The sequence below is a fragment of the Veillonella sp. KGMB01456 genome (assembly GCF_023051165.1).
Taxonomy (GTDB): domain Bacteria; phylum Bacillota; class Negativicutes; order Veillonellales; family Veillonellaceae; genus Veillonella_A.
Genome location: NZ_JALKIG010000061.1, coordinates 1 through 7,899, shown reverse-complemented (window position 1 = coordinate 7,899; position 7,899 = coordinate 1). Strand labels below are relative to the sequence as shown.

Below are 7,899 nucleotides of genomic sequence, written 5' to 3'. Positions count from 1 at the left end.
GAAGTTAAGAAGTTAGTGGATTTACAAAGTGTTCAATTTGATATTGCAATTTAGCTTTATTTTCTTTTTCTACATTACTTGTATCATCATAAAAATGTAATGCCTTGTCCCACTGCGAATCAAATGACGAATCACCTGCATTCAATTTTGCAATATTTGCGATTAAATTACTATCACTGGTTCCAATCATATCACCACTTACTGAATTATTTTGCAAATCAGTTGTTAGTGTTGGTAAATAACCGATGATTTGACCTCCTCGGTCTGCCACCGTATATGCTCCCGCAGCAATACCGCCTTCCACTTTTACTTGGCTATCCCTTCCCAATGCTATGGCATCTTTAGAATTTTGAGTAACAGTCGCATTATAGCCAAAAGCGGTTGCCCCTGTAGCTTCAGCTTTTGACAAGCTACCTAAGGCCACACTGTACTCATTGAGACTTTTAGCCATAAGACCTATAGCTATTGTTCTATCTGCTGCATTAGCCGAGTTTCCAATAGCAATTCCATTAGTGCCGCCTTTACTTTTGAATCCCAAAGCAACACCTAAATCTATAGCACTCGCTCTATAGCCAACAGCAATGGAATTTATATTACTATATGTTTCTCTACCTATAGCAATATTATTTTGTCCTGTATTTGCCGTGCTTCCGTCAATTTTCCCTGCCGCAATACTGTTTAGGCCTAAAGCAATACCATATTTATTTACCACCGTTCTTTCACCAATAGCAATTGATCTTGCTTGTAAACTTGTCGCTTTAGTTCCTATTGCTATCGAATTTCTCCCATTAATTAAAACTTTCGAGTTATTCCCTAACACTATAGAGTTATTCGTACTTTCCGCAGTTGAACTATCATTACCTATAACTATACTAGTATATTTTGCTACGTTACCTTTACCAATTGCTATGCTTAAGTTCCCATACGTTTCATTATTGGAGCCAATGGCCACGCCACCACCTTGTGCAAGACTGTTGTAACCAATAGCCAAAGAAGAACCATTTTTTGAAGCATCTTCCGATGGAGTATAAGCCTTCTGAGCTTTACTTAATTTACCTATAGAGATCCCATTTGTTGCAAAAGCATGAGCCTCAGTCCCTATAGCTACGGCATCTTCAATAGCTTTAGTTGTATTTGGCGGATTTGGACCAGAGCCTCCGGTTTGAGCCTTACTGCCGTTACCGATTGCAATACTCCCACTTCCATTTGCCACACTATTAGTCCCTATAGCCACGGCATTTTCAACTGTACCACCACCTGTCATCGTAGCTTTACTGCCATTACCGATAGCTATACTCTTATCTCCATCTACCGTGCTGCCGGCGCCAAAAACAATCCCATTCTTAGCCGTCGAGCTATCGGTCCCTGCTACATTTGTTTCCGCGAAAGCCACATTAGTGGTGCTAGCACCTAAGGCCAATACAGCTAAAGCAGCTGCCAATTTTTTCATTTTACTTTCAGTGCTTTTCTTAACACTCCCATACTTTGATTTACCCATATGCCACATAATTTCCTCCAAAAACCACTAACCTATACCTTTTGATTAAAACTCCTTTTTTGATTAGAGCCTTTTTTAATCATTTAATGAAATTATAACATGCTCACAATTCATTCATCAATCAAGTTTTTTCACTGACAGTAAAAAACGCTGTATATGAATTCATTAAGAACTTCATATACAGCGTTACTGTTCAAATATTCATTTTTTCTTTGTGATATGGCAAGATTTTATCAACAATTTTTACTGATACTAAAATAAACAAAACGTTTAATTCTTCCTCACCCTACAAGACATTATTTGTGTGTCAACACAAAATTCTATACAAAATAGAATTCCCTTATATTAGAAAATGAAGAAGTATGCAAACGCAATCACTGCGATTATAAAGCGATAATACGCAAAACCGGCCAAGGATGATTTATTTAAAAATTTCAAGAACCATACGATGGACAAGTATGCAAATACGAAAGCCGTTACAAAACCGATAGCAAACATAACGAAATCGGACCATTGCAACTGGTCGATGATTTTGAGCAAATCATAGATACAGGCAATCAACATGATTGGTACGGCCATGATAAAGGAAAAGTCAGCCGCTGCTTTACGGCTTACACCGAGCATCAAGCCACCGGCGATAGTCGAACCGGAGCGAGAGAAGCCCGGCCACAAAGCCAACACCTGGAACAAACCGATTTGAAGACATTGATACATGCTCAATTGATCCACTTCGTGTACCGTAATCGGTTTATGACGTTTTTCAGCCCAAAGCATGAATAAACCGCCGATGATTAAGCCGATAATAACCGTACCGGCCGAGAATAAATAGTTTTTAATAAACGAATGGCCCAAGAAGCCGATGGCCATAGCCGGCAACATGCCGAAGAAAATATGAGCTAAGGATAATCTGTCATTACGAATCCAGTTCTCACGACGAAGCATGCTCATGAATTTTTCGCGATAATAGAAGAATACGGAAAGAATCGCGCCTAACTGGATAAATACTTCAAATACACTGGCTCGTTCGCCGGTAAATCCTAAAAAGTCACCTACTAAAATCATGTGCCCGGTACTGGATACCGGCAAGAATTCTGTTGCCCCTTCTACGATACCAAGTATAAAGGCAATAAGATTTTGATCCATTATTTCACCTCGACTACCAACTGGCCGCTCAAGCGCCGGCCTCTCATCATAATCATCTTCTTCGCCTACATGATAACCGCATAATATATGCCGGTTTCATGTGATAACTCAACCATTATAGACTTTTTGACAAAATTAGACAATGGAAATTTCCCTTTTAAGCAAATAGTTTAAAAAATTTTAATATTTTACTATACTTTTGCAACTTTTCCTTCTCTAAATGTGAATATCGTAATTTCTCGCGGACAATTATAGCGAACCGGGAACCAATGGCCCGTGCCGTTATTTACATAACCGTACTTCGTGCCGTCCCGATACATACCCTTAAAATACTTCGTTCCCACCGGCACAAGGGCTGTGCCGCCGACTACAATCTGACCACCATGGGTGTGGCCGGAGAGCGTCACCGGAATATTATGGGCAAACGCGTTTTCAATAAAATCAGGATGATGAGCCAATAAAATGGTAAACGCTTCCGATGGAACATTGGCTAAGGCTTCCTTCAGATAGGTTTCACGCTGTTCACCGCTGTGGTCAAAGGAATATTCAACGCCGGCCAAATATACGGGCCATGAGCCACCGCTTAAGCGAAGCGAAGAGTTACGATGCATACGCATGGAAATACCGCTGAAGGCTTCCAACACGCGAGGCAGGTTTTTAAAATACTCGTGATTCCCCAAAATATAGTCGATGCCGTCCGGAATTTTAGGAAATAACTCTTCCAAGCGACCACAGAGAGGGTTTAAAAAATCCAAGTCATCAATTAAGTCGCCCGTAATAACCAAGCGATCCGGCTTTTCATTTAAAACGGTCTGCGTAATTTTGTCGAAATCTTTCAAATCAATGAACGGCCCGATATGAACATCACTAATCTGCGCCAATTTATAATCTTTTAAATATTCAGGCAAACTGCGAAATACCAAGTCAATATGGTTGACTTGAACCTCCTTGGCTCCTTCATACGCTCTGACTACGCCGCCACCGGCTGTTACTGCCGGCACCGCCCAAATAGCTTTGCGTAAAAACTGCCGCCGACTATCCTGTTCTTCTGCAGTCGTTTTTTTAGCTCGCCAATTAACGGCTGCCATAACGATACCCAAAGGAATCAATATGGCAAAACAAACGCCGAGACCCATCATGAGCCCATAGGTACCGGTCGCCCAGCCTCGCCAGAACTCATACATAGAGGTTCCCAAAAGTTGAACCTGTGCCATCTGGTAATACGTTGTCCCCCCGATAGCCAGTACTTGAAGCAAAACTAATCGCCAAAACCAACGGGAACGCCGTTTCACATTAGTTAGACGGACAATCAAATAGGAGTTGGCGAATACTATAAGAAAGATAATAAGCGTCGTTATAATGAGAAATATTAATCGTGCCGACATTCTTTCACCTGCCATTCTCAAAGTTTAATCTCTACAATACACTGTCAGTTTACCATGAGGGCCAGCCCAAGGCAGCTCCGTAAAATCTTCCGGCGAAACCCAGCGCCATTCGCTATTGTCTTGCTCTATTGCGAGCGTGTCATCACCGGTAAACTCTGCCTCATAGGCTTCCATATCCCAACAGCGATGGGAAAACACATGACGCAAGGTGGTAACCGCCTTGCTATGCCATTTAATTTCAGTATCTTTAAGCCGGCCCTTTAGACGCTTCGAGTCTGTAAATTTACGTTGCCATTCACGAGCCAGTTCATCAACGCCGATTAACGGCAACTCTTTTTTATCCTGCATGGTCACATTACGCGGCACTTCCACATTTGGAAACTCCCACATGGAATGCAAAAGCCCTGTAGCGGGGCGCCGATGAAGCAAATATTCCCCTTTTTCATTGCGAATAAGCCCCGTTACCACAGAGATAATAGGGACCGATTTCTTAACAATACGCACCGGTAATTCAGCGGCAATGCCCAGTGCATCAGCTTGGCACCAACGTCGTAAAGGACAACCTTCACAACGGGGCGCTTTAGGAATACAAATGCTCGCCCCAAAATCCATAAGGGACTGATTAAAATCCCCCGGTCTGTCGTAGGGCAATGTTTCCTCAACTAACGCGGCAATCGCTTTTTTACCGGCGGTGCGCATAATATCTTCACGCACTGCGTAAAGCCGTGCATATACACGCAATACATTACCGTCAATGGCGGCTTCGCGCTGACCAAAAGCTAACGACAAAATAGCCCCCGCCGTATAAGCTCCGACGCCTTTAAGGCTTTCCACCTCTTTGCGGGTTCGTGGCATCTCGCCGCCGTACTTAGTCATTACTTCGCGAACACCAAGTCGTAAATTACGAGCCCGGGAGTAATAACCCAAACCTTGCCAAGCTTTGACTACTGTATCTTCATCAGCTTCAGCCAAGGCTTCCTTGGTGGGGAATTGCTCCATCCAATTCTCGTAGTACGGCTTCATTGCTTCAATACGAGTTTGTTGAGACATAATTTCCGATACCCAAATGCGATAGGGATCCTTTGTCTTGCGCCACGGCAAGTCCCGTTTATTGGCATCGTACCAGCTAAGGAGCGTCTTGACCCACGCCGCCTCAGCCACAGCATTTTCAGCGGCAGCCTGATTGGATTCCGGTTTCGCCTTTAAAGCTACTGTGTCTATATTTTTATTTTTTAAACCTTTATCCTCATTTACGCTTCGAGCCACTCTTTCATTGCCTCCACCGATTCCAACTCAGGAATCTCCGTTACTTTTGTTATCTTCATGTCCATGACACCGTCATTATCCTTGCCAAACACAAGGGTGCCTTTCAAAAGTTCACCGTTTAAAACCTGCGGGATCCAATCCTCATCACCGGCCCACATGGTATCGTAAGGAATTTTGTCAAAAGAAGTCCAAAACGGTTCCATTTCTTCCGTTTCCATAGGAAGCCCTTCATATTTACGCAATAGATACACATAATTGACATGGGTCCAATCCTCGTTATAAGGGAATTGAAAATCCAAAATAGCTACCGGTTCCAAGTCTTCCGGCTTAGCCAGCAAGGACGTTTCCTCAAACAATTCGCGCACCGCACATTGACGGAATGTTTCACCATCTTCCCGCTTGCCGCCAAAACCATTAGGCTTACCGGCGCCTAAGCCGCGCTTTTTGCGGCCCAAGAGAATCTCTTTTTTATCATTTATAATAAAACATAATGTAGTCGGTCTCATATCATTGCCTCATTTGTTTTTTCAAAAAAACTGTATATAATCTTCAAACTTTATTTTAAACCTTAATTCTGATTCATCAAGCTATGCTGTGATTCTAAATCGATTTTAGTAAATTAATATATTTTAATTATATCACACTGCCCAAAAGGTCAATCCTGTGTTAGTATTAGAGTAAGAGAGGTGTACTTATGAATGAACCACTAATATTTAACATAGCCATGGGCCGCACCAAACCGGAAAATATTCGCCATCGCGAAGTGGCTTGCCCGTTCTGTGCCGTGGATAAGCTTACGGACATATTGGAAACAAAGGGCGATATTATCTGGCTTATGAACAAATATCCCGTCTTAGATCGTACCTGGCCCACCGTTATCATCGAAACGCACGACTGTTTTAGTGAATATTCCAGATATTCACCGGAAACCGCTACCGAAGTGCTTGATTTTTCTTTGCGCAAATGGCAAGAAACCATGGCCCGCGAAGAATTCAAATCCGTCTTATATTTTAAAAACTACGGGCCAATGTCCGGCGGCTCCATTCGTCATCCTCACAGCCAAATCATCGGCTTATACGATTACGATTATCGGGAAGACATTAAAGTTCACCATTTTGACGGTCCTATTCTCAAAGAAGACGATAATTTAAAAATTACCTTATCCGATAAGCCCATTATCGGTTTTTTCGAATTCAATATGGAGTTTAATGAAAAAACGTCCAGAGCCTTAATGGCTAAACGAATTCAACAAATCTTACACTATATTTTAACAGACTTTTCACGACACAGCGGTTCGTACAATCTGTTCTTCTACGATTTACAGACCGGCTCACAGTATGTTAAAATAGTACCTCGTTACGTTACGTCACCGTTGTATATCGGCTATTCTATCAGCCAGATCAGCAACAAGGAACGGGTTGAACAGATTAAAAATGAATTGAATTGCGACTTTTTTATTTAGTTAGGAGATACCATGAAAATTTTTGCCATTGGCGATCTTCACTTTTCAGGCGAACCGCCTACCAAGCCAATGGATGTATTCGGTCCACATTGGCAAAACCATCGCGAGCGCATCATAGCCGCTTGGCGTGAACAAGTGAGCGATGACGATATTGTCTTTGTTGTCGGCGATACTTCATGGGCTTTACGCCTGGCGGAGGCAGTGTCTGATTTAAAAGCAATTGCCCAACTGCCGGGCCAAATTTATTTAATCCGCGGCAATCATGATTACTGGTGGAGCAGTGCCAAGAAAATGGACACCGCTATGCAACAGGAGCTGACCTTTTTGCAAGGTCACGGCACCGCTATAGACCACATTGCTTTTGGCGGCACGCGCGGTTATCTTTGCCCCAATGATACATCCTTTGATGAGGCAGCTGATACTTCCATCTATGCCCGCGAATTGCTTCGCACCGAAGCGGCTCTTCAGGAAATGGAACAGGCCCTTCGTAAAAACGGCTCTGTCACTTCGACAACCGAAACCGTAGCCACGCAAGCTGACAACAATGTAGCCGCAAGCTCATCAGCACACGCTCCGATTCGTATTTTGCTCTTGCACTATCCGCCGTTTAATGATAAAAACGAACCGAGCGGCTTTACGGAACTTTTAGAAAAATATAAAGTTGACCATTGTATTTTCGGTCATCTTCATGACAAAAATTCCTTTGATCGCATTCCTGAAACGTTTGGCAATACTAAATTGCATCTTGTTTCAGCAGATTATATGGATTTCAAACTTAAACAAATTTTATAAGGAGCTTTTTATGAGTCGTATTCATCGTGAACATTTACAAGCAGGCTATATTTTTGGAGATATAGCCAATGAAGAATATATTTATTTGCCCGCCGGCGAAGTAGGCGTTGATTCCCCTATGTGCGTCTTGGAGCGACATGGCAATTATGAGGACGTGAGTCTGGACGAAGCGACCCATCTCATCGACACCTTGTCCCTCAAGCCATGCAGCCATCCTAAATTAGGCAAACGGTCGTTTTAAAACGATAGGAACGACGTTCTTCAAACTCGTTACCGCTTCAGTAAACCCAATATTTTGAGGCTTATAGGACAAAAAGTGTGTGTGGCTTTTTTAAATTAATCCCAATAAATTG

Annotated in this window: 8 protein-coding genes; 3 read left to right on the top strand and 5 right to left on the bottom strand. The window is 42.6% G+C overall.

All coding sequences use genetic code 11. The features are described from left to right. Positions 1 to 4: 4 nt before the first annotated feature. The 5 genes from MXE28_RS10955 to MXE28_RS10935 all read right to left on the bottom strand — a co-directional run bounded on the left by MXE28_RS10955 (position 5) and on the right by MXE28_RS10935 (position 5,798). A complete protein-coding gene (locus MXE28_RS10955) occupies positions 5 to 1,507 on the bottom strand; it encodes a hypothetical protein (protein ID WP_247240169.1) in 1,503 nt (500 codons plus the stop codon). 336 nt (positions 1,508 to 1,843) lie between these two features. After that, the gene (locus MXE28_RS10950; RefSeq protein ID WP_247240168.1) at positions 1,844 to 2,641 is read right to left on the bottom strand and encodes an undecaprenyl-diphosphate phosphatase; all 798 of its coding nucleotides are present in this window, start codon (positions 2,639 to 2,641) and stop codon (positions 1,844 to 1,846) included. A gap of 191 nt (positions 2,642 to 2,832) precedes the next feature. Continuing rightward, positions 2,833 to 4,026, bottom strand: coding sequence for a metallophosphoesterase (locus MXE28_RS10945; RefSeq protein WP_247240167.1), 1,194 nt, complete (start codon positions 4,024 to 4,026; stop codon positions 2,833 to 2,835). Positions 4,027 to 4,050: 24 nt separating this feature from the next. Continuing rightward, positions 4,051 to 5,187 (bottom strand): A/G-specific adenine glycosylase, encoded by a 1,137-nt coding sequence (mutY, locus tag MXE28_RS10940; RefSeq protein WP_226974669.1) that lies wholly within the window; start codon positions 5,185 to 5,187, stop codon positions 4,051 to 4,053. An 89-nt stretch (positions 5,188 to 5,276) separates the two neighbouring features. Then, entirely contained in the window at positions 5,277 to 5,798 is a 522-nt protein-coding gene (locus tag MXE28_RS10935) for an 8-oxo-dGTP diphosphatase (protein ID WP_021840625.1), read from the bottom strand. A 188-nt stretch (positions 5,799 to 5,986) separates the two neighbouring features. Between MXE28_RS10935 and MXE28_RS10930 the strand changes: the two genes are divergently transcribed. The 3 genes from MXE28_RS10930 to MXE28_RS10920 are packed head-to-tail and all read left to right on the top strand — an operon-like array spanning position 5,987 to position 7,787. Then, positions 5,987 to 6,754 carry a DUF4931 domain-containing protein gene (locus MXE28_RS10930; RefSeq protein WP_021840626.1) on the top strand — a complete coding sequence of 256 codons (768 nt, stop codon included), beginning with the start codon at positions 5,987 to 5,989 and terminating at the stop codon, positions 6,752 to 6,754. A gap of 12 nt (positions 6,755 to 6,766) precedes the next feature. Then, on the top strand, positions 6,767 to 7,546 hold the full coding sequence (locus MXE28_RS10925; RefSeq protein ID WP_021840627.1) for a metallophosphoesterase: 780 nt from the start codon (positions 6,767 to 6,769) through the stop codon (positions 7,544 to 7,546). A gap of 10 nt (positions 7,547 to 7,556) precedes the next feature. Continuing rightward, a complete protein-coding gene (locus tag MXE28_RS10920) occupies positions 7,557 to 7,787 on the top strand; it encodes a hypothetical protein (RefSeq protein ID WP_021840628.1) in 231 nt (76 codons plus the stop codon). Positions 7,788 to 7,899: the final 112 nt, after the last annotated feature.

Coding starts and splice junctions, on each gene's coding strand:
- MXE28_RS10955 (WP_247240169.1), bottom strand. CDS start 1,507: ATGTGGCATATGGGTAAATCAAAGTATGGGAGTGTTAAGAAAAGCACT.
- MXE28_RS10950 (WP_247240168.1), bottom strand. CDS start 2,641: ATGGATCAAAATCTTATTGCCTTTATACTTGGTATCGTAGAAGGGGCA.
- MXE28_RS10945 (WP_247240167.1), bottom strand. CDS start 4,026: ATGTCGGCACGATTAATATTTCTCATTATAACGACGCTTATTATCTTT.
- MXE28_RS10935 (WP_021840625.1), bottom strand. CDS start 5,798: ATGAGACCGACTACATTATGTTTTATTATAAATGATAAAAAAGAGATT.
- MXE28_RS10930 (WP_021840626.1), top strand. CDS start 5,987: ATGAATGAACCACTAATATTTAACATAGCCATGGGCCGCACCAAACCG.
- MXE28_RS10925 (WP_021840627.1), top strand. CDS start 6,767: ATGAAAATTTTTGCCATTGGCGATCTTCACTTTTCAGGCGAACCGCCT.
- MXE28_RS10920 (WP_021840628.1), top strand. CDS start 7,557: ATGAGTCGTATTCATCGTGAACATTTACAAGCAGGCTATATTTTTGGA.